The 20,121-nt window shown below is 66.0% G+C and carries 12 protein-coding genes and 2 tRNA genes; 6 read left to right on the top strand and 8 right to left on the bottom strand.

Annotated features, from left to right (window positions below):
* Window positions 1–44 precede the first annotated feature (44 nt).
* Both G7Y54_RS06310 and G7Y54_RS06305 read left to right on the top strand, forming a co-directional pair.
* Window positions 45–120 (top strand) — tRNA-Val (locus G7Y54_RS06310).
* A gap of 49 nt (window positions 121–169) precedes the next feature.
* A tRNA-Asp gene (locus tag G7Y54_RS06305) sits at window positions 170–246 on the top strand.
* A gap of 159 nt (window positions 247–405) precedes the next feature.
* Here G7Y54_RS06305 and G7Y54_RS06300 read toward each other — a convergent pair.
* Both G7Y54_RS06300 and G7Y54_RS06295 read right to left on the bottom strand, forming a co-directional pair.
* Window positions 406–993 carry a methyltransferase domain-containing protein gene (locus G7Y54_RS06300; RefSeq protein ID WP_346773631.1) on the bottom strand — a complete coding sequence of 196 codons (588 nt, stop codon included), beginning with the start codon at window positions 991–993 and terminating at the stop codon, window positions 406–408.
* Between the two features lie 385 nt (window positions 994–1,378).
* Window positions 1,379–2,788, bottom strand: a complete 1,410-nt coding sequence (locus G7Y54_RS06295) for a BPL-N domain-containing protein (protein ID WP_165078446.1) — start codon at window positions 2,786–2,788, stop codon at window positions 1,379–1,381.
* A gap of 36 nt (window positions 2,789–2,824) precedes the next feature.
* Here G7Y54_RS06295 and G7Y54_RS06290 point away from each other — a divergent pair, with 36 nt between their 5' ends.
* A complete protein-coding gene (locus G7Y54_RS06290; protein ID WP_165078445.1) occupies window positions 2,825–5,518 on the top strand; it encodes a valine--tRNA ligase in 2,694 nt (897 codons plus the stop codon).
* A 364-nt stretch (window positions 5,519–5,882) separates the two neighbouring features.
* Window positions 5,883–7,592: an FAD-dependent oxidoreductase gene (locus G7Y54_RS06285; RefSeq protein WP_165078444.1), complete on the top strand. Its 1,710-nt coding sequence runs from the start codon at window positions 5,883–5,885 to the stop codon at window positions 7,590–7,592.
* A gap of 64 nt (window positions 7,593–7,656) precedes the next feature.
* Here G7Y54_RS06285 and G7Y54_RS06280 read toward each other — a convergent pair whose 3' ends face one another.
* The gene (locus G7Y54_RS06280; RefSeq protein WP_165078443.1) at window positions 7,657–7,932 is read right to left on the bottom strand and encodes a helix-turn-helix transcriptional regulator; all 276 of its coding nucleotides are present in this window, start codon (window positions 7,930–7,932) and stop codon (window positions 7,657–7,659) included.
* A gap of 86 nt (window positions 7,933–8,018) precedes the next feature.
* Between G7Y54_RS06280 and G7Y54_RS06275 the strand changes: the two genes are divergently transcribed.
* A complete protein-coding gene (locus tag G7Y54_RS06275; protein WP_165078442.1) occupies window positions 8,019–8,795 on the top strand; it encodes a class I SAM-dependent methyltransferase in 777 nt (258 codons plus the stop codon).
* Window positions 8,796–8,849: 54 nt separating this feature from the next.
* Here the strand turns inward: G7Y54_RS06275 and G7Y54_RS06270 are convergent, their stop codons facing one another.
* From G7Y54_RS06270 to G7Y54_RS06250, 5 genes are all read right to left on the bottom strand, one after another.
* A complete protein-coding gene (locus G7Y54_RS06270) occupies window positions 8,850–10,064 on the bottom strand; it encodes an acetate kinase (RefSeq protein WP_165078441.1) in 1,215 nt (404 codons plus the stop codon).
* Between the two features lie 85 nt (window positions 10,065–10,149).
* On the bottom strand, window positions 10,150–12,267 hold the full coding sequence (pta, locus tag G7Y54_RS06265) for a phosphate acetyltransferase (RefSeq protein ID WP_165078440.1): 2,118 nt from the start codon (window positions 12,265–12,267) through the stop codon (window positions 10,150–10,152).
* A gap of 254 nt (window positions 12,268–12,521) precedes the next feature.
* Window positions 12,522–16,076 carry a pyruvate:ferredoxin (flavodoxin) oxidoreductase gene (gene nifJ, locus G7Y54_RS06260; protein WP_165078439.1) on the bottom strand — a complete coding sequence of 1,185 codons (3,555 nt, stop codon included), beginning with the start codon at window positions 16,074–16,076 and terminating at the stop codon, window positions 12,522–12,524.
* Between the two features lie 321 nt (window positions 16,077–16,397).
* Window positions 16,398–17,555, bottom strand: a complete 1,158-nt coding sequence (locus G7Y54_RS06255; RefSeq protein WP_165078438.1) for an MFS transporter — start codon at window positions 17,553–17,555, stop codon at window positions 16,398–16,400.
* 90 nt (window positions 17,556–17,645) lie between these two features.
* The gene (locus tag G7Y54_RS06250; RefSeq protein ID WP_165078437.1) at window positions 17,646–18,851 is read right to left on the bottom strand and encodes a transglycosylase SLT domain-containing protein; all 1,206 of its coding nucleotides are present in this window, start codon (window positions 18,849–18,851) and stop codon (window positions 17,646–17,648) included.
* A gap of 252 nt (window positions 18,852–19,103) precedes the next feature.
* Here G7Y54_RS06250 and G7Y54_RS06245 point away from each other — a divergent pair, with 252 nt between their 5' ends.
* Window positions 19,104–20,111, top strand: a complete 1,008-nt coding sequence (locus tag G7Y54_RS06245) for a tRNA-dihydrouridine synthase family protein (protein WP_165078436.1) — start codon at window positions 19,104–19,106, stop codon at window positions 20,109–20,111.
* The last annotated feature ends 10 nt before the right edge of the window (window positions 20,112–20,121 follow it).

Raw genomic sequence — 20,121 nt, 5'->3', positions numbered from 1 at the left:
CCTTGACGCATGAGCCCAAGTGGAATAAACCAATTGCTCCGGGAGGGCAGTTAGCTCAGCTGGTAGAGCACCGCCTTCACACGGCGGGGGCCACAGGTTCAAGTCCTGTACTGCCCACCACCACTCGCCCGGCCCGGCGCCAACCCCGCATTGCGGGGCGGGCCATCACGGAGCGGTAGTTAAGACGGTTATAACGCCGGCCTGTCACGCCGGAGGCCGAGGGTTCGAGTCCCTTCCGCTCCGCCAGCCCCCACCTCCCCTTGCGGGAGACCGATATTCGCCCCCGATTCCCTGCGGAACCGGGGGCGTTTGTTTTCGCCGCCTGCGCGTCGGCCTGGGGACGCAGGGCAGCCGTGGCCTGGCAGCCACAGGCGGGGGCGCGCACTCGCCACGGACGCATGGGAGTCAGGATTTCGTGAGGCAGAGGATGCAGTCTGCGGGGGCATGCGCGTCAAGCTTCATGCGCATGCGCTCATCCTGGGTAAACTCCGAACAGGGGAGGCCGCTACGGAACAAGATCTCGGGGAAAAAATCATGCTCGTGAAAATGATCAAGAAAATCATGGCCATAGCGGCGAAGATGATCATGCCAGCCGTAGAGGCGCTTCCGATCTTCGGGGTCAGTGACGGTGGCATCGAAAAGTGAGGCCCTGTCAGGAAAGTAGGGAAAGCTGAAGATGCAGACGCCCCCCTTGCGGAGAACACGCATGCTTTCACGTAAGCATGCCATGTCATCTTCCACATGCTCGATGACGTGATTGTGCAGGACAAGATCAAATGAAGCATCAGGAAAAGAAAGCTGGAGCACATCCTCCCGAACGATGTTTGACGAGGGAATAAAGGGGAAATTCTGCGGGTCAAGATCAGCGGCGGTATAGTCGATATCCAAGGAGGCAAGGAACTTGTAAAGTGAATTTTCAGGCGCTATATGCAATACTGTAACTCTCTCTCTCTCTCTCTCTCTCTCTCTCTCTCTCTCAGGCCAGAAATACATTTTTCATAGAGAAAACGTAATGCCCTGTGACGCTCCATGGAGGCGCACATGGGGCAAAGCGCGGTCTCAACAGTAAGGTTTTTCGGTGAAACAACAAGGCGCTTGCAGAATGGACAATAAAACGCGGGCCCGTCGGGCTTACGCTGTCGGGCGAGGATAGCCTCCGGGATCTTGACGTCCATCATGTACTCCTCTGTGACTGCTGGTTGAAAAGAGTTTCAGTCTGGGCATGCGTGCGGAGCCCGCATGGCTGTGGCCTGCCTGCGGCAGCCACGAACATGCCGAAGGCCTCCGTATCATAGGGTGAGGAAAGCAAGTGTGTCAAAGTCGCATGGGTCGGGCCGGCGTCTAAAGCGTCCGATAAAAGCGTCAGGGGCGCGCTGCCTCATTGCGCGTTGGAAGCGTGGCACGCGGGGGGGCTGGCGGCGCCTTCGAATGGGCCGGCAAGCGCCTGCGCCGTATAAATGCCCTCCTCGGCCATCTGGAGCAGCTCTTCCGCAAGGCCGCCGCCGCGCATGGGGTGGCCGAACAGGGCCGCGCGCTGATGCGCGAGGCCGCGGGCGTCCACGGCGTGCGGCAGCGTGGGCGAGAGCAGGTCGGAAAGGCGGCTCGCCATGAGCCACGACTCGGCGCCGTCCGCGAACAGGTCGAGCAGGCTGTCGAAGCGCGGGCCCAGTCGCCTCCAGAGGCGGTCCAGCGCTGCACGGGCGGCGTTGCGCTCCGCGCCCTCCGCAGGGGCTTCGGCCACTTCCGCAAGTTCCGCAAAGGCCGCCATGAGGTTGTTGCAGGCCATGCCGGGCAGCCCGGCGCGCCAGCCCAAGAGCCATGAGGTGCGCCGGAAAAAGAGGCGCTGCGTGACGCCAAGCTCGAGCAGGGCGCGGATGCGGGCGCAGGCGCGGCGCGCCGAGGCCGCCGGGCCCACTCCCCCGGCGGAAGGCAACGGAGCATCGCAGTCCAGCTCCCACGCGGGTACGGCCCGGGCGCGAGCAACCGCAATGCCGAAGCCGCCGAGGATGCGGGCGAGCCACGCATTGGCCGCCGGGCTTTCCGGCGTCTCGAGGTGCGAATAACTGAGCAGGTAGCGGCCCGCCTCGAAGCTGCCGCACACGGCAAGGGGCTGGCCCTCGAGGAAGTCCGGCGAGAGGTCCACGCCGTAGCAGTTGCGCCAGGTCTCCAGCACCCGGGCGGAAATGCCGGCAAGGGGTAGGTCGGCGAGCCAGAGGTCGGCGTCGGGGCCGACGCTCGTGGCGAGCACGGTCACGTCGGGCGCGCCGCTTTCCGGCGCGAAGCGGCCGGGCCACCATACGGGCAGCGACACATGCCCCGGCGCCGTCCCGGAAGGGTCGCCCTCCGCGTCCCCCGTCCTGGCGAGCAGGTGCCCGGAGATGAGGTGCTGGAAGCGCCGCACATAGGGCGCGCGCGTCCATGGGCAGAGGCCGAGCGGGGCTTCATCGGGGCGTGCTCGGGCCCCTTGCGCCTCCGCAGCGGGGCTCAGTGCGAGGCCGGCGCCGCCGCAAAAGCCGAGGTAGGCGCCGCCCTCGCGCACGAAGTCCCGCACGGCCGCGCGGCCGGCCCTGCCCAGCAAGGCCGCCTTGCGGCCCGCGCTGCCCCCGGGCACCAGCAGGAGGCGGGCGCGCCCGTGGTGCCCCGGCTTGCCAGAAAGCGCGCCATCGGCTATTTCTTTAGCCTTGACCAGCCGCGAGGGCACGCCCAGGGCGCGCAGGGCGCGCCAGGCCATGAGGCCCCAGATGTGGGAGGCATCCCACAGGATGTGGACGCTGCTTTCGCGCTGCATGGCGCACTATTGCCGCCTTTTCACGGAGAATGCAAGATGGCGGAGACGCTCCCCAAGGGCTATGAGCCTAAGGACGTGGAACGCCGGTGGCGCAGCCACTGGGAAGAAAGCGGGACTTTCACCCCGAGCCCGGACGCCCCGGGCGAGCCGTATTCCATCGTCATCCCCCCGCCCAACGTGACCGGCGCCCTGCATATCGGCCACGCCCTCAACCTCACGCTCATCGACGTGCTCTGCCGCCACGCGCGCCAGAAGGGCAAGAACGTGCTCTGGATACCGGGCACGGACCATGCCGGCATCTCCACGCAGAACGTGGTGGAGCGCGCGCTGGCCAAGGAAGGCAAGAGCCGCAAGGACCTCGGCCGCGAGGCCTTCGTGGAGCGCGTGTGGCAGTGGCGCGCCGACTACGGGCACCGCATCCTTGAGCAGATCGCGGCGCTGGGCTGCTCGGTGGACTGGTCGCGCCTGCGCTTCACGCTGGATGACGGCCTGTCCGCGGCCGTGCGCAAGGTCTTCGTGCAGCTCTACAACGAGGGTCTCATCTACCGCGGCGACTATATCATCAACTGGTGCTCGCGCTGCCACACCGCGCTCGCGGACGACGAGGTGGAGCACGAGGACCAGCCCGGCCGCCTCTGGAAGGTTGCCTACAAGCTCGCCGACGGCGACGGCGAGATCGTCATCGCCACGACCCGGCCCGAGACCATCCCCGGCGACACGGCCGTCTGCGTGCATCCCGAGGACGAGCGCTATGCCGGCCTTGTGGGGCGCCGCGTGGTCGTCCCCGTGCTCGGCCGCGAGATCCCGGTCATCGCGGACAGCTATGTGGACCGCCAGTTCGGCACGGGCGCGCTCAAGGTGACGCCCTCGCACGACCACAACGACTGGCTGCTCGGCCAGCGCCACGGGCTGGAATTTCTCCAGGTCATCGACGAAGACGGCCGCATGAAGCCGGAGTCGGGCCCCTATGCGGGCCTGGCCAAGGATGAGGCCCGCAAGCGCATTGTGGAGGACATTGCGGAGGCCGGCCTCGCCCGCGGCGAGGAGGAGCTGAACCACGCCGTGGGCCGCTGCTACCGCTGCCACACCGTGGTCGAGCCGCATGTGTCGCGCCAGTGGTTCGTGGCCACCACCAAGATGGCGCCGGCCGCGCGCGCCGCCGTGCCCGCGCTCACGCGCCTCTTCCCCGAGACGTGGCTCAAGACCTATTATCACTGGCTGGACACCATCCGCGACTGGTGCATCAGCCGCCAGATCTGGTGGGGGCACCGCATCCCAGCGTGGACCTGCCAGCGGTGCGGCGAGCTCATCGTGGCCGAGACCGCGCCGGAGACCTGCCCGCGCTGCGGAAGCCACGACCTAACGCAGGACGAGGACGTGCTCGACACATGGTTCTCGTCCGCGCTCTGGCCCTTCTCCACCCTGGGCTGGCCGGAAATGACGCCCGAGCTCAAGCGCTGGTACCCCACCAGCGTGCTCGTGACGGGCTTCGACATCCTCTTTTTCTGGGTGGCCCGCATGATGATGATGGGCCAGCACTTCCTCGGCGAGCCGCCCTTCCGCGACATCTACCTCCATGCGCTCGTGCGCGACGCGCAGGGGCAGAAGATGTCCAAGTCCAAGGGCAACGGCATCGACCCCTTGGCCATGATCGAAAAATACGGGTGCGACGCATTGCGCTTCACGCTCACGGCCTTCGCGGCCATGGGGCGCGACATCCGCCTCTCGGAGGAGCGCATCGAGGGCTACCGCCACTTCGTCAACAAGCTCTGGAACGCGGCGCGCTTCGTGCTCATGAACCTGCCCGAGACGGCGCCCGCGCCCGTGGACCTCTCCGGCCCGGTGAGCCTGCACGAGGCGTGGATACTGGACCGGCTCGAGGCCGTGAAGCTGGACATGGACCAGGCGCTGGAGGACTACCGCTTCAACGACGCCGCGCAATGCGGTTACAAGTTCCTCTGGAACGAGTTTTGCGACTGGTACCTTGAGCTTTCCAAGCCGGACATGGCCTCGGAGGACCCGGCGGTCCGCGCCCGGGCGCAATATGTGCTCTGGCTGACCCTGCGCGAGATTTTGCTGCTGCTTCACCCCATCATGCCCTTTGTGACGGCCGAGATCTGGCAGGCGCTCCCCGTGCCCGCGGGCGACGCGCCCACGGACATCGCGCTTGAGGCCTACCCGCCGGCGCGGCCCGGCTGCGTGCGCCCGGGCGAGGCGCGGGCCATGGAATTCGTGCAGGGCGTCATCGTGGCCGTGCGCACCATCAAGGCCGAGCTCGGCATCAGCCCCACGCGCAAGGTGCGCCTTTTGCTGCACCCGGCGGACGAGGCGCAGGCCCGCATCCTCGAGCAAAACCGCGTCTGCATCGAGACGCTGGCTCGCCTCGAGGAGCTTGTCATCGACGCAGGCCAGCCCGCGCCCAAGGCGGCCGCCTCGGCCGTGGCCGGCGGCTGCCAGGTCATCGTGCCGCTGGCCGGCGCCGTGGACCTTGCGGACGAGCTGGCGCGCCTCGACAAGGAGCTCGCCAAGCTGGAAAAAGACATGGTCGAGGTGAACCGCAAGCTGCGCAACGAGAGCTTTGTGAGCCGCGCCCCCGCGGAAGTGGTGGCGCGCGAGCGCGAGCGCGCCGAAAAGATCACCGACGCGCGCGACAAGCTGGCCGCGCGGCGCGAGCTTTTTACGGAAGCCCTTGCGGAAAGCCGGGAAGCCGAGGGGAATCCCGCAAACTGACCGCAATGCGTGAATTGCGAGCCGTGCCTTTAGAGCAGCGCTGCCTATACGAAAGGGGCGCCTTAGTCCTGGGGGTAGGGACATCCCATGCTCCGTCTGGAGCGAAGCGGAAGACGGATGCTGGTGCCGGAAGAATCCTAAAAAATAAGATTTTTCGGTGCTGGCAAGGAAGATAAAAATTTCCGCAGGGAGTGTACTTAAGTACTCGACCAAGGAAATTTTTCTCTGACGCAGCCAGCACCGAAAAGGCTGTTTTTGACGGATAATTTCGGCATTACGGATGCAGCAGGACACGCGGCTGCACAGCGTAATTCCATGTGTCTGCACAACAATGCCTACAAAATCCAAGCCAAGGGAGGACTCAATGGCGGAAAAGATCCTGATCATCGGCGGCGTTGCGCTGGGGCCCAAGGCGGCCGCCCGCTGCAAGCGCCTTGCGCCGGATGCCGAAGTGACCCTTGTGGACGAGAATACCTTTATTTCTTACGGCGGCTGCGGCATCCCCTACTATGTGTCCGCCGAGGTGCAGAACCTTGACGAGCTGCGGGCCACCAATGCCGGCGTGGTGCGCGACCCGGAATTTTTCCGCGCGCTCAAGGGCGTCAACGTGCTCACGCGCACGCGCGCCGTCTCCATCGACCGCAAGCTCAAGACCGTGCTCGTGCAGAAGCTGGACGAGAACCGCGAGGAAGTGCTGCCCTATGACAAGCTCGTGCTCGCCACCGGCGCCACCCCGCGCATGCCTGACGTGGAAGGGGCCAAGCTGGGCCACGTGCTCTCGCTGACGCGCCTGGAGGCGGCCCGCACCATCCGCGAGGCCTGCGAGGCGCGCAAGGTGAACGAGGCCGTCATCGTGGGCGGTGGCTTCATCGGCCTCGAGGCGGCCGTGGCGCTGGCCGACATGTGGGGCGTGAAGGTGAGCGTGGTCGAGATGATGGACCAGATCCTCCCCGGCGCGCTCTCGCACACGCTGGCGCTCATGGCGCAGCACGAGTGCGAGGCCAACAAGGTCTCGGTCTACACCTCGGAGAAGGTCGTTCGCCTCGAGGGCGAGAACGGCCTCGTCACCAAGGTCATCACCGACAAGCGCGAGCTCCCGGCGCAACTCGTCATCTTCGCGGCCGGCTTCATCCCCAACGGCCAGCTCGCCAAGGCCGCCGGCCTTGAGGTGGCGCCCTTCGGCGGCATCCTCGTGGACGACCATTTGCGCACCAATGACCCGCTCATCTACGCGGGCGGCGACTGCGCGGCCGTGCGCAACATCATCACCGGCAAGCCGGGCTACATCCCCATGGGCAGCGAGGCCAACCGCCAGGGCCGGGTCATCGGCTCCAACCTGGCCGGCGTGGACGCCACCTTCCCCGGCTATGTGGGCACCTGGGCGGTGAAGCTCTTCGGCATGTCCTTCTGTGGCACGGGCTTCACGCCCGCCAAGGCGCGCGCCGCGGGCTTCGACGCCGTGGGCGTGGCCATCGAGCAGCTGGACCGGGCGCATTTCTACCCGGAAAAGAAGATGATGAGCCTCGAGATCGTGGTGGAGAAGGGCACGCGCCGCGTGCTCGGCCTGCAGGGCGCCTGCGTGGACGGCGACGCGCTCAAGGCCCGCATCGACGCCGTGGCCGGCGTGCTCCAGTACGCCAGGCCCGTGCTCGAGGACATCTCCAACCTCGAGGTCGCCTACGCGCCGCCCTTCGCCGCGGCCATGGACGCGGTGAACACGGTGGCCAACGTGGCGGACAACGTGCTCTCCGGGCGCTTCCGGCCCGTCACGGGCGACGAGTTCATGGAACTCTGGAAGCACCGCAAGGAAAACAACATCTTCTTCATGGACACGCGCCCGCCCAAGGCCGGCAAGGCCATCCAGGACCGCGAGCCCGACTGGCACTCCATCCCGCTGGAAGAGCTCAAGGCCCGCATGGGCGAAATCCCGCGCGACCGGCCCGTGGCCCTCATCTGCAACTCGGGCCTGCGCGCCTATGAGAGCCTGCTCATCCTCGCCAATAACGGCATCACCGATACGGTGAACTCCATGGGCGGGATGCAGGCCGTGAACAAGATGGGCCTCAAGCCGTAGAGCCCGTCCCCTCACCCCGCGTACCAAGCCCCGCCAGGAGCGCCGTCCGGCCTTCTGGCGGGGCTCAGTTTTTGGGGCAAGTCCCCGGCGCCCGGTGCTCCTTTCCCGCCGCCTCCACCATGGCGTCCACAAGCTCGCCTGGCCGCACATTGAGCGCCGAGGCGAGCACCACGAGCATGTCGAGATTGGGCACGCTCCTGCCCCCTTCCAGCGCCGAAATAAAGCCCTTGCTCACGCCCATGCTGTCGGCGAGCTGCTGCTGCGACAAGCCCGCCAGGGCCCGATAGCGCCTGACGATGCCGGGCATGTGCTTTTTGGCGATGCGCTCTTCATTTTCCATGCCCTCTCATAACGCTTGCCAATTTGCCTCCGAGTAGTTATGACTACTCGAAGGAGCCAGAGTGGTGTGCATTGCAGGGGGAGAAGATGAAGAGTTTACGGGACAGGGTGAAGGCGCTGGCAGAGAAGCGTGCCCGGAAACCTGTACAAGATGTGCCCAAGACTCCCCTTGAAGTATGCATAAAACAATGGTCTCCGGCCCTCCTCGCCCATGATGTAACAGTCGCAAACAAGATAGAACATAACAAATGGCAACCGGCATTGCAGGCGCTATGCAACAAACCGGGGGTCGATATCCTCGAGATTGGCTCACGCAGCGTCATCTTCGGCGGGGGTCAAAGAGCGGTTTTCCCTCAAGCAAACTATACGGGTTTTGATATTTATCCCGGGGTGGGTGTCGATGTGGTTGGCGACGCACACATGCTCTCTTCCTACTTTACGAAGAAATTTGACCTGATCCTTTCTCTGGCTGTTTTTGAACACCTCGCGATGCCGTGGATAGCCGCGCAGGAAATTGCAAAACTCCTCAAAGTCGGCGGCTATGTGTTCATAGAAACCCATTATTCGTATTCAAGCCATGAACGTCCCTGGCATTTTTTCCAGTTCAGCGAAGAGGCATTGAAAGTGCTGTTTTCCGAAAAAATGGGCTTCAGGTGCATTGAGGCCGGGGTGAGCAATCCCATTGTGGGCTTTTTTTCGGAATACGCCAGTCCGTATTTGCGATATCAACCTGTAGGGGGCCTCTATTGCCATAGTGCCTACCTTGGACAAAAAATCGCCGATATGCCTTTTTCCTGGGACAGTGTCAGGGATGTTGCCGAGTGGCTCCCGACACACTACCCCAAAAAAACTGAGAATCCATAAAAAGGCGGCTCCCTGAGGGAGCCGCCTTCATATCTGAACTTGTCTCGAAGAGTTCTATCTCTTTTCCACCACCTTCACGGTCGCTTCGGCGATTTCCAGCTCCTCGTCGGTGGGGATCACCAAGACGCGGATGCGGCTGTCCGGCGCGGAGATGGTGCGGGCGCCGGGCTTGCGGGTGTCGTTTTCCTTGGCGTCCAGCCTGATGCCCACGCTCTCGAGGTTTTCGCACACCTTTTCGCGCACGATGGGGTCGTTCTCGCCGATGCCGGCCGTGAACACGATGGCGTCCGGCTTGCCGTCCAAAAGGAAGATATAGGCGCCGAGCATCTTGCGGATGCTGCGCACGAGCATTTCCAGCGCCAGCCTGGCGCGCTCGTTGCCCTTCTCGATTTCCGCGTGGACATCGCGCATGTCCGTGAAGCCGCAGATGCCCAGGAGGCCCGACTTCTTGTTCATGATGGTGTCCACTTCCGGCGCGGTGTAGCCCTTTTTCTCCTGCAGGAAGGGCACGATGGCCGGGTCGATGCTGCCGCAGCGCGTGCCCATGATGAGGCCTTCCAGCGGCGTCAGGCCCATGCTCGTGTCATAGCACTTGCCGTGCTTCACGCAGGTCATGGACGAGCCGTTGCCAAGGTGCATGGTGACGGAATTGAGCTCGTCCAGCGGCTTGCCGAGGTATTCGGCCGTCTTGCGCGCGATGTACTTGTGCGAGGTGCCGTGGAAGCCGTAGCGGCGGAGCTGGAGCTCCTCGTAATACTCATAGGGGAGCGCGTACATGTAGGCGTCCGGCGGCATGCCCATGCCGAAGGCCGTGTCGAACACCGCCACATTGGGCACGCCCGGGAAGAGCTTTTCCGCCACCTCGATGCCCATGAGGTTGGCCGGGTTGTGCAGGGGCCCGAGCAGGAAGCACTCCTTGATGACATCCTTGACGTGCCGGTCCACGAGCACGGGCTGGGTGATGGCCTCGCCGCCGTGGAGCACGCGGTGGCCGATGGCGTGGATCTCGCCCTTGTCCTTGATGACGCCCACATCCGGGTCGGTGAGGAGCGCGATGACGAGCTCCATGGCCTCCACATGGGTGGGGAAGTCCTCGTCGCGGATGATCTTATTCTCACGGTCGGTGCCAGGCGCGATCTTGTGCGTCAGGCGGCCGTTCTGCTGGCCGATGCGCTCGGCGATGCCGGAGCAGAGCACGGTCTTGGTGTCCATTTCCAGAAGCTGGTACTTGCACGAGGAAGAGCCAGCGTTGATGACCAGAACTTTCATCCCTCACTCCCTTTGACGTGTCCGCCACATGCGGCCCCGGCCGGGCCCCATGCCCGGCCGGAAGATGGTTGTTGCGCGTTTTTGCTTATTTCTTGGCGTTCTTCTTGTCCGCTGCCGCCTGCACGGCCGTGATGGCCACCGTGTTCACGATGTCGGGCACCGTGCAGCCGCGCGAGAGGTCGTTGACCGGCTTGTTGAGGCCCTGGAGCACCGGGCCGATGGCGATGGCCTGCGCGGCCCGCTGCACGGCCTTGTAGGTGTTGTTGCCGGTGTTGAGGTCCGGGAAGATGAACACGGTCGCCCGGCCGGCCACCTGGCTGTCGGGCATCTTGGTCCTGGCGACGATGGGGTCGATGGCCGCGTCATACTGGAGCGGGCCCTCGAGCGCGAGGTCCGGGGCCATTTCCTTGGCGATCTTGGTGGCTTCCACCACCACGTCCACGTCCGCGCCCTTGCCGGACGTGCCCGTGGAGTAGGAGAGCATGGCCACGCGCGGGTCGATGCCGAACACCTTGGCCGTATGCGCCGAGGCGATGGCGATCTCGGCGAGCTGCTGCGCCGTGGGGTTGGGGTTCACCGCGCAGTCGCCGAACACGAGCACGCGGTCCTTGAGGCACATGAGGAACACGGACGAGACCACCGAGAAGCCGGGCCTCGTCTTGATGAACTCAAAGGCCGGGCGGATGGTGTGCGCCGTGGTGTTCACCGCGCCGGAGACCATGCCGTCCGCGTCGTCGAGCTTGACCATCATGGTGGCGTAATAGGTGGCGTCGCTCATGATGTCGCGCGCCTGCTCGGGCGTGATGCCCTTGGCCTTGCGCAGCTCGTAGTAGGTCTCGGCGTACTTGTCGAAATCCGCGGCCTTCACCGGGTCGATGAGGCGCGCCCCGGCCACGTCGAGGCCCAGGGAGCGAGCTTTCGCGTGGATGGCGTCGATGTCGCCCAAGAGGGTGATGTCGGCCACCTCGCGGCGGAGCAGGATGTCCGTGGCGCGCAGGATGCGCTCGTCCAGCCCCTCGGCGAGCACGATGCGCATCTTGTCGCTCTTGGCGCGCTCGATGAGCTCGAACTCGAACATCATGGGCGTCATGCGGCCGCTGCGCTGGCCGGAGAGCAGGCGGTTGGCGATCTCCTTGCCGTTGACGTGGTGCTCGTAGAGGCCGAGCACGGTGTTGATCTTGCGGGTGTCGTCCGGCTCGATGAGGCCGTAGATCTCCTGCAGGGCCGTGATGGTGCGGTAGGTGTGCGCCTTGGTGAGCAGGATGGGCAGCGGCGCGCCGCTCCAGCCCTCGATGAGCTTGCGCACCGAGGCCGGGGGCTCGAGCCCGCCCGTGAGCAGCACGCCCGCGATGTCCGGCGTGGCCGAGGAGAGGCGCGAGGCAATGGCCGCGAGCAGGATGTCCGTGCGGTCGCCGGGGGTGATGATGAGCTGGTCTTTCTCGATATAATTGAGGAAATTGTCGATGTGCATGGCCGCCACGAGGTAGTCGCCCACGAGGGCGTCCAGGCGGTTGCCGCCGAAGAGCACCTCGGCGTCGAGGCCCTTCTTCACGTCGTTCATGGTGGCGCGGCCCAGCGAGGGGTCGTTGGGCACGGCGTAGACGAGGGCGTTCTTGTCGTCCTTGCCGAGGCTCTTGCGCAGTTCGTCCAGCTCGGTCTGGGAGAGGCTCGAGCGGTTGATGATGGTGGCGATGATATCGATGGCGTAGGGCTCCAGCGCCTCGAGGGTGAGGTGCAGGGAATCGCTGATGTCCTTGGCCGTCACATTGTCGCCGCTCGTCACGAGCATCACAGGCGCGCCCAGGTTGGCCGCGATCTCGGCGTTGAGCTCGAACTCGAACACCGGGTCTTTCCCGAGAAAGTCCGTGCCGATGCAGAGCACGAAATCGTGCAGTTCCAGGATTTTCTTGAACTTCTGGATGATGTTCTCCAGAAGCAGGTTGCGCGAGCCCTGGTTGATGATGTCGCGGGCCTCGGCGTGGGTGTAGGCGAAGGTGTCGGAATAGTCCATGTTCAGCTTGAAGTGCTGGAGCATGAGGTTGATGTCCGGGTCGCGGTCGTCCAGCTGCGGCTCGTTGATGATGGGGCGGAAGATGGCCACGTTGCGCATGGTGCGCGTGAGCATCTGCATGGCGCCCAGGGCGATGGCGCTCTTGCCCGTGGTGGGCCCGGTGGCGGTGATGTACAGGGCGTTGTGTTTCATGGAACCTCCTTGCGGACGGGACGCGCCGGGGCCTTTCAGCGCCCGGTGCCGCCTGCCGCCCGGCCCGCCAGGGTCTCACCCTGCCGGGGCAAAAGCGCGAAAACCGGCTGCGCGGGGCTTCGCGCGCCCGTGCCCGGTTTTCGGAGTGCTGTGCCGGCGTCCCCCCATGGGGCGCGGCCATACGCCGCGCCCCTGAAGGGCTTTGCCCGCCCGGGCCCCGCAGGGGCCCGGTAACGGGGACAGGAGTTTTCGCCTTACGCCTCTTCCTTGCCGGGCCAGGTGCCGGGGAAGGGCAGGTCGGCCAGCTGCTTGTAGAGGGCGTAGCGCTGGGCATAGGCCTCGGCGAGATCCTGCTTGAGCACCTTGGAGATCTCGGGCCGGGTCTTGTCCAGCGAGGCATAGCGGTTCTCGCCTTCCAGGAAGGCCGTGAAGTCGCCCGTGGGCGCCTTGCTGTCGAGCTGGAAGGGGTTCTTCTGTTCCTTGGTGGCGAGGTCCGGGTTGTAGCGATAGAGCGGCCAGTAGCCGATCTGCACGGCCGTCTTGGCCTCGAGCATGCTCATGCCCATGCCCTTCTTGAGGCCCTGGTTGATGCAGGGGGCGTAGGCGATGATGAGCGAGGGGCCCTTGTAGGCCTCGGCCTCGCGGAAGGCCTTGAGGGTCTGCTGCATGTCGGCGCCCATGGCGATGGAGGCCACATACACATAGCCGTAGGTCATGGCCATGCGGCCGAGGTCCTTCTTGCCGGTGCGCTTGCCCGCGGCCGCGAACTGCGCCACCGCGCCGAGCGGCGTGGCCTTGGAGGACTGGCCGCCGGTGTTGGAATACACCTCGGTGTCCATGAGCAGCACGTTGATGTCCGCGCCGCTGGCGAGCACATGGTCGAGGCCGCCGTAGCCGATGTCATAGCCCCAGCCGTCGCCGCCGAAGATCCAGACGCTCTTCTTGGTGTAGAGGTCGTCCATGTCCCAGAGGTCCGCGGCCAGCGGGCTGTCAAAGCCGTCGAGACGGCCCATGATCATCTCGCCGTACTTGCGGGAGCCCTCGGCGTCGTCCTTGTTGTCGAGCCAGCCCTGGAGGGCTTCCTTGAGCTCGGGCGAGGCGGCCTTGTCCTCGAGGGCGGCCTTGACGATGGAGGCGAGGCGGTTGCGGCGCGAGAGGTAGGCCTCCTCGATGCCGTAGCCGTATTCGGCCGCGTCCTCAAAGAGGGAGTTGCCCCAGGCCGGGCCGAAGCCGTCCTTGCGGTTGGCGCAGTAGGGCGTGGTCGGCGAGGAGGCGCCCCAGATGGAGGAGCAGCCCGTGGCGTTGGCCACGAGCATCCGCTCGCCGAAGAGCTGGGTGAGCACCTTGACATACGGCGTCTCGCCGCAGCCGCCGCAGGCGCCCGAGAACTCCTGCAGGGGCTGCTGGAGCTGCGAGCCCTTCACCGTGTCGCGCGGCAGGATGTCGTCCTTGAGGGAAACGTGCTCTTCCGCAAACTCGAGGTTGGCTTTCTGCGCGGCGAGCTGGGTGGCCAGCGGCTCCATGACGAGGGCCTTCTCCTTGGCAGGGCACACATTGGCGCAGGAGCCGCAGCCGAGGCAGTCCTCGGGGTAGACCTGGATGCGCAGCTTGAGGCCCTTGAGATCCTTGCCGATGGCGTCCTTGGTGACGAAGGTCGCGGGCGCGTCCTTGAGCTCCTCCTCGGTGGCGAGGATGGGCCGGATGGCCGCGTGCGGGCACACGAAGGAGCACTGGAAGCACTGGATGCAGTTGCCCACCTGCCATTCGGGGATCTTGATGGCCACGCCGCGCTTTTCGCAGGCCGCCGTGCCCACGGGCATGAAGCCCGCCGGGTCCATGGCGGAGACGGGCAGCTTGTCGCCCTGCTGGGCCAGGATGGGCCGCACGATGTCGCGGACGTATTCGTCGTCATGCGGATGCGTGACAACGGCGCCCTCGGTGGTGTCGGCCCAGGACTCGGGATACTTGATCTCCTCGAGGGCCGCGGCGCTCTTCTCCACGGCGGCGATGTTCATGTTGACGACCTTGTCGCCCTTGAGGCCGTAGGTCTTCTTGATGGAGGCCTTGAGCAGGTCCACGGCCTGCTCGAAGGGGATGACGTTGGCGAGCTTGAAGAAGACCGTCTGCATGATCATGTTGATCCTGCCGCCGAGGCCCACTTCCTGCGCCACCTTCACGGCGTCGATGTTGTAGAACTTGAGCTTCTTGCGGGCGATCTTGCGCTTCATGGCCGCGGGAAGCTGCTTTTCCATGTCCTCGAGGGTCCAGTTGGAGTTGAGAACGAAGGTCGCGCCGTCCTTGATGCCCTCGAGCAGGTCGTACTCGGTGACATAGGCCTGCTTGTGGCAGGCGATGTAGTCGGCCTGGGTGATGAGGTAGGCGGCGGTGATGGGCTTCTTGCCGAAGCGCAGGTGCGAGACCGTGAGGCCGCCGGACTTCTTGGAGTCATAGGCGAAATAGGCCTGGGCGTAGAGGTCCGTGTTGTCGCCGATGATCTTCACGGCCTGCTTGTTGGCGCCCACGGTGCCGTCGGAGCCGAAGCCGAAGAACTTGCACTGCACGGTGCCGGCGGCCACGGTGTCCAGCTCCTCGTCCACTTCCAGCGAAAGGTGGGTCACGTCGTCGGTGATGCCCACGGTAAAGTGGTTCTTGGGCTGGAGCGACTTCATGTTGTCGAACACGGCCTTGGCCATGCCGGGCGTGAAGTCCTTGGAGCCCAAGCCGTAGCGGCCGCCCACGATGGTCGGGGCCTCGCCCTTTTCGAGGAAGGCGGTGCACACGTCCTGGTAGAGCGGCTCGCCCTGGGCGCCGCGCTCCTTGGTGCGGTCGAGCACGGTGAGGCAGGTGACGCTGGCCGGGATGGCGCGCATGAGGTGCTCGGCGGAGAAGGGCCGGAACAGGCGCACTTTCACAAGGCCCACGCGCTCGCCCAGCTTCTCGTTGAGGTAGTTGACCGTCTCCTCGATGACCTCACAGGACGAACCCATGCTGATGATCACGCGGTCGGCCTCGGGGTGGCCCACATAGTCGAAGAGGTGGTAGCGGCGCCCGGTGATGGACTCCACCTTCTTCATGTTCTCGGCCACGATGGCGGGCACGGCGTCATAATAGAGGTTGCAGGCCTCGCAGTTCTGGAAATAGATGTCCGGGTTCTGCGCGGTGCCGCGGATGCTCGGGTGCTCGGGGTTCATGGCCGCGGCGCGGAACTCGGCCACCTTGTCCCAGTTCACGAGGCCCGGGATGTCCTTGTAGTCGATGACCTCGATCTTCTGCACTTCGTGCGAGGTGCGGAAGCCGTCAAAGAAGTGGCAGAAGGGCAGGCTGGAATCAATGGCCGAGAGATGCGCCACGAGAGCGAGGTCCATGCACTCCTGCACCGAGGCGGAGCAGAGGAAGTTGAAGCCGGTCTGGCGGCAGGCCATGACATCCTGGTGGTCGCCGAAGATGGAGAGCGCGTGGCTCGCGAGCGCGCGCGCCGACACATGGAAGACGCCGGGGAGCAGCTCGCCGGCGATCTTGTACATGTTCGGGATCATGAGCAGAAGGCCCTGCGAGGCCGTGTAGGTGGAGGTCAGGCTGCCGCCGGCGAGCATGCCGTGCACCGCGCCGGCCGCGCCCGCCTCGGACTGCATCTCGCGCACCGTGACCTTCTCGCCGAGGACGTTGACCTGCCCGTGGGCGGCCAGCTCGTCCATGACCTCGCCCATGACCGAGGAAGGCGTGATGGGATAGATGGCCGCCGTTTCCGACAGCGCGTAGGCAATATGCGCGGTGGCGTTATTGCCGTCCATGGTTTTCATTTTCGCCATCTTGAGTCCTCCTTGGCGCTCGCGCGCCGCTGGTTTGCCGAAACCTTCCCCGGGCGCCCCACTGCGGAGCGGCCGGCAATTTCCTTCGCCCGCCGCCGTGGCGGCCGGTTGTGCCTGAAATTTTGCCAAAGCATAGCCCATTTGCCCCCTAGCGTCCAGCTCAAGCCCGCCGGCGCGGGCGCGGCCGGCCAACATCCCGGGGAGTGGGCCGGGGGAATGGGCCAAGGGAATGCGGAAACCCCTAGCACAAAATTGATTGATTGAACAGTCAAATTTGCGCGTGGGGAAGGCCGGGGCGCACATTTTTTTCGCCCGCGCCCTTTAATCCCCGGGATTGCCCGGATAGCGCCGCCAGAACCAGACGAGCACCCCGGCGCAGACAAGGGCCATGGGCACGCCGAGCAGCGCCGGCGAAAGCAGGCCATAGCCGTGGCGGATGAGCTCGCCCCCAAGATAGGCCGAACAGGCGTTGGACATGTTGAAGGCGATCTGGATGCCCGCGCCGCCCAATATCTCGCCGCCGCGCGAATAGCGCACGATGAGGTACTGCATGGGGCCGCCCAGCCCGAAGAGCGCGGCCGTGCCCAGAAAGACCAGGGGCACGGCCACGGGCGCCCAGGCGCTGCAAAAGTAGATGCCGAGCAAAATGGGCACGATGCTCATGGCCGTGCAGGCCGAGACCAGCGCCGGCCGGAAGCGGTCGGCGAGGCGCCCGCAGAGGAGGCCGCCAGTGAACATGCCGAGGCCCGCCAGCACCATGACCCACTTCATGTCGTCGGCGGGGATGCGCGTCACCTGCTGCAGGATGGGCTCCATGTAGCTGTACCAGCAATAGACGCTGCCCTGGCCGAGAAAGGTGGCCGCGAAGATGAGCCACGGCGCGGGCCACCTGAGGAAGCGCACCTGCCGCCTCAGGCTCTGCTCCTTGGGCGCCGGGGCGGCCGGCACGCAGCCGAGGATGCCCGCGAAGGCGATGGCGCCCCACAGGGCCGCGAGCACGAAGGTGAGCCGCCAGGAAAAGACATTGGTGAGCCACGTTACGGCCGGCACGCCGAGCACGTTGGCCACGGTCATGCCCGTCACCATGATGGCCACGGCCGTGGCCTTGTAGCCCGGCGGCACGAGCTGCACGGCCACGATGGCGCCGACGCCGAAATAGGCGCCGTGGGGCAGCCCGGCGAGAAAGCGCGCGCAGATGAGGCTCACATAGCCGGGCGCCAGGGCGGCAAGGCCGTTGCCGAGCACGATGAGGCAGCAGAGGCCGAGCAGGATGTGCTTGAGCGGATGCTTGCGGAAAAAAAGCGGGAGCGGCGCGCCGAGGCTCACGCCGAGGGCGTATGCGGAGATGAAGTCCCCGGCCTGGGGGATGGTGACATCCATGTCATGGGCCAGCGGCGAGAGGATGCCCATCATGGAAAATTCGGCCACGCCCAGGGCAAAGGTGCCGCAGGCGAGCGCGAGAAGCCCGGAACTCTTCATGGCGCCATCCCCCTCGTGCATGCGCGATGGGGCAGGCTAACCCGGCGGGAGGAAAAAGAAAAGGGCGCCTTTTAGGGGGCGCCCGGGGATTCAGTTGAGCTTCGCCGGCAGGTCGAGCTGCGCGGCGTAGTGGTGCTTCATGCGCCGCACCTTGGCCACATAGGCGCGGGTCTCGCGCACGGGCAGCCGCCGCGTGAGGTCTTCGTAAAGCTCGTCCGGGCTCATGGCGTTGATGCGCGCCACGGCCTCCTCGCTCGTCGCGCCATAGAGGCGCAGGAAGCGGTTGGGCCCCATGTTGTAGGCCGCGACAGTGCAGTACTCGCGCGAAAGGGGGTCGGTCACGTTCTGGAAATAGCGGGTGAGCAGGATGTGGAGATAGGCCGTGCCGTAGCGGATGTTGATCTCGGGCACGCGCAGGTCGTCGAAGCCGATGTCGCCGCGCCGCCCGTAGAGGAAGCGGTGCACCTCGCCGCTGGCCGTGCTCGGCAGAAGCTGCATGAGCCCCATGGCCGACTTGCCGCTCACGAGGGTGGGGGAAAAGTCGCTCTCGCTGTGGATGATGGCGTAGATGAGCGCGGTGTTGAGGTTGTAGCGGCGCGCGAAGTTTTCCACCAGCTCCTGGTAGCGGTGGGCCTTGGCCGAGGCCTCGCCGGAGGCGAAGGCCCGGGGCGAGGGCGTCGCGGGCGCGGTCAGCACGGAGGGTACGGCGGGGGCCGTCACGCGGGCGGATGCCGGGGGCAGGGGCCGGTAGGCCGCCATGAGGCCGCCGGTATCCTGCCAGCGCAGGGGGCGCCCCTCCATGTCCAGGGCGTCGCTGGCGCGGAAGGGCTCCACCGCGAGGAGCTGCGGCGCCGAGGCGCCGTCAAGGGCCACCAGCGGCGCGAGGGCGGCGTCGTCCGCGCCCCGGGCGCCTTCACCCTCGAAGCCGAAGAGCGGCGCGGCGGAGGCCATGCTCAGGCGGATGCCCTCGGGCTCGAAGCTGATGAATTCCCCGTTGCGGCGCTGCGCGAGCATGTCGCACACCGTCCGCGCGGCGGCGAGGGTAGCCTCGCCGGGGCCGGAGTCCGCGTCCCGCACGGGCCGGCGCACGGCCCACACATGCCTGCCGTCGCCCGCCTGGAAGATGGGCGCGGGCATATCCTGCGCCTGGAGGCTCACCACCTGGGCGCTGGCCCGCCGCCGGATCTCGAAGCCCTCGCCCCGCGGCGCGAAGCCCGACAACAGGCCGAGGAGCAGGGCGCTCCCCGCGCCCGCGAGGCAGAGCGAACTGAGGACAAGGGTCTTGCGGCGTTGCATGGTGCCTTCCTTTTATCACAGGTTGCGGTGAAACGTCACCGCCTGATGCGGGGCCTTCCGGCCCGGCGCTGCTGGGGACACCGAAGACGCAGCAATTTTCTTGCCATCCTGAAAAATGCTATGATGCAAGGAGGTTATTAACAGGTTTTTTCCCGCTGTTCCCTCTATGGTCAAAAAAAGGACGCCAGCGCGGAAGGGGCGGCAAAAAAGCCGTGGCGTCTTGGCCCCCCCGCTGCTATGCTCGGGCCGGCCATGCGTAAACGCTTTTTTTTGCCCGCCGCCCCGGCCGGCGCCGCCTCGCCGCTCCCTTTCGCGGCCGACGCCCCGTGGCTCGCGCCGCTCGCCGGCTACAGCGACCTTCCCTTCCGCCTCCTCTGCCGCCACTACGGCGCGGCCGTCTGCGTGACCGAGATGGTCAGCGCCAAGGGCCTTATCTACAAAAGCCCGGGCACCGGCGAACTGCTCATGAGCCTGCCCGAGGATCAGCCCCTCGTGGTCCAGCTTTTCGGGGCCGAGCCGGAAGTGCTGGCCGAGGCCGTGCTCACCCTGCGCAGGGCCGGCTATGCCTGGTTCGACTGCAACATGGGCTGCTCGGTGCCCAAGGTGATGCGCCAGGGCTCGGGCGCGGCCCTTCTGGGCGACCTTGAACGGGCGCTCGCCTGCGCCCGGGCCATGATCCGGGCGACCCCGGGGCGCGTGGGCTTCAAGCTGCGCCTCGGACTCGACCGCGACCGCCTCGTCATGCCGGACCTCGCCCTGCGCCTCGAGGACGCCGGCGCCGCGTGGCTCACCCTGCACCCGCGCACGGCCCGGCAGGGCTTTGGCGGCAGCGCCGACTGGGAGGCCATCGCGCGCCTCGCGCAGCGCCTCTCCATCCCGCTCCTGGCGAGCGGCGACCTTTTGAGCGCGGAGGACGGCATCCGCTGCCTCGCCGAGACCGGGGCCACGGGCCTCATGTACGCGCGCGGCGCCCTGCATGACCCGGCCGTCTTCGGCGCGCATCTCGCCCTCCTGCGCGGGGAGGCGCCGGCGCAGCCCGAGGCGGCGTCCCTGCGCGCCATGATCCGCCTGCATGTGCGGCTCGCGCGCGAGCATGCGGGGGGTGACGGCGCGCTCTGGAAGATGCGCTCGCTGGTGCCGCGCTATGTGCGGTTTTTGCCCGGGGTGCGGGTCTTGCGCCAACGCCTGTGCCGCTGTACTGATTGGCAGGATCTGGAAACGGCGCTGGACGAATTTCTCGACGGCGAGGGCCTTTCCTGACCATCCCTGC

This window comes from Desulfovibrio sp. ZJ746, from assembly GCF_011039155.1.
In the GTDB taxonomy this organism is placed as follows: domain Bacteria; phylum Desulfobacterota; class Desulfovibrionia; order Desulfovibrionales; family Desulfovibrionaceae; genus Desulfovibrio.
This window is presented reverse-complemented; position numbering and strand designations above follow the sequence as displayed.

Bases quoted from the DNA above. Each gene is read 5' to 3' on its own strand.
- G7Y54_RS06255 (WP_165078438.1), bottom strand. From the start codon at position 17,555: ATGAAGAGTTCCGGGCTTCTCGCGCTCGCCTGCGGCACCTTTGCCCTG.
- G7Y54_RS06245 (WP_165078436.1), top strand. From the start codon at position 19,104: ATGCGTAAACGCTTTTTTTTGCCCGCCGCCCCGGCCGGCGCCGCCTCG.
- nifJ (WP_165078439.1), bottom strand. From the start codon at position 16,076: ATGGCGAAAATGAAAACCATGGACGGCAATAACGCCACCGCGCATATT.
- G7Y54_RS06285 (WP_165078444.1), top strand. From the start codon at position 5,883: ATGGCGGAAAAGATCCTGATCATCGGCGGCGTTGCGCTGGGGCCCAAG.
- pta (WP_165078440.1), bottom strand. From the start codon at position 12,267: ATGAAACACAACGCCCTGTACATCACCGCCACCGGGCCCACCACGGGC.
- G7Y54_RS06295 (WP_165078446.1), bottom strand. From the start codon at position 2,788: ATGCAGCGCGAAAGCAGCGTCCACATCCTGTGGGATGCCTCCCACATC.
- G7Y54_RS06300 (WP_346773631.1), bottom strand. From the start codon at position 993: ATGTATTTCTGGCCTGAGAGAGAGAGAGAGAGAGAGAGAGAGAGAGAG.
- G7Y54_RS06250 (WP_165078437.1), bottom strand. From the start codon at position 18,851: ATGCAACGCCGCAAGACCCTTGTCCTCAGTTCGCTCTGCCTCGCGGGC.
- G7Y54_RS06275 (WP_165078442.1), top strand. From the start codon at position 8,019: ATGAAGAGTTTACGGGACAGGGTGAAGGCGCTGGCAGAGAAGCGTGCC.
- G7Y54_RS06290 (WP_165078445.1), top strand. From the start codon at position 2,825: ATGGCGGAGACGCTCCCCAAGGGCTATGAGCCTAAGGACGTGGAACGC.
- G7Y54_RS06270 (WP_165078441.1), bottom strand. From the start codon at position 10,064: ATGAAAGTTCTGGTCATCAACGCTGGCTCTTCCTCGTGCAAGTACCAG.
- G7Y54_RS06280 (WP_165078443.1), bottom strand. From the start codon at position 7,932: ATGGAAAATGAAGAGCGCATCGCCAAAAAGCACATGCCCGGCATCGTC.